Annotated in this window: 1 protein-coding gene; it reads left to right on the top strand. The window is 51.2% G+C overall.

The window, feature by feature from the left end; genetic code table 11:
- Positions 1 to 214, top strand: a 214-nt coding sequence (locus tag J0A66_RS22320; protein WP_206576019.1) for a GGDEF domain-containing protein, incomplete at its 5' end; no start/stop codon positions are given.
- Positions 215 to 334: the final 120 nt, after the last annotated feature.

Genomic DNA, 334 nt, shown 5'->3' with positions numbered 1-334 from the left:
ACCATACAGCGATGCCAAGCATAAGGTCACGGTTAGTATTGGTGGCGTGACTTGCCAGCCAAGCATGAATACACGACCAGAGGATGCGTTAAAACTGGCGGACGATATGCTCTACCTGGCGAAGCACCAGGGCAAGAACAGAGTATTGTGGTTTGGCGAAGAACAGGGAGTGATCCAGCATGACAACAGCTCGCCCAACGGTACTGTTGGTTGATGATGAAAAGGCCAACCTGAGACTACTGAGCGACTTTCTTCGCCAGGATACCGGCATTATTCTGGCCCAAAACGGCAACCAGGCCGTTGAAAAAGCTATTGCTTTGCAGCCGGACCTTAT

The sequence above is a fragment of the Bowmanella dokdonensis genome (assembly GCF_017254865.1).
GTDB classification, from domain to species: domain Bacteria; phylum Pseudomonadota; class Gammaproteobacteria; order Enterobacterales; family Alteromonadaceae; genus Bowmanella; species Bowmanella dokdonensis.
Note: the sequence above shows the minus strand (reverse complement) of the source record. Positions and strands in the feature narration are given on the sequence as shown.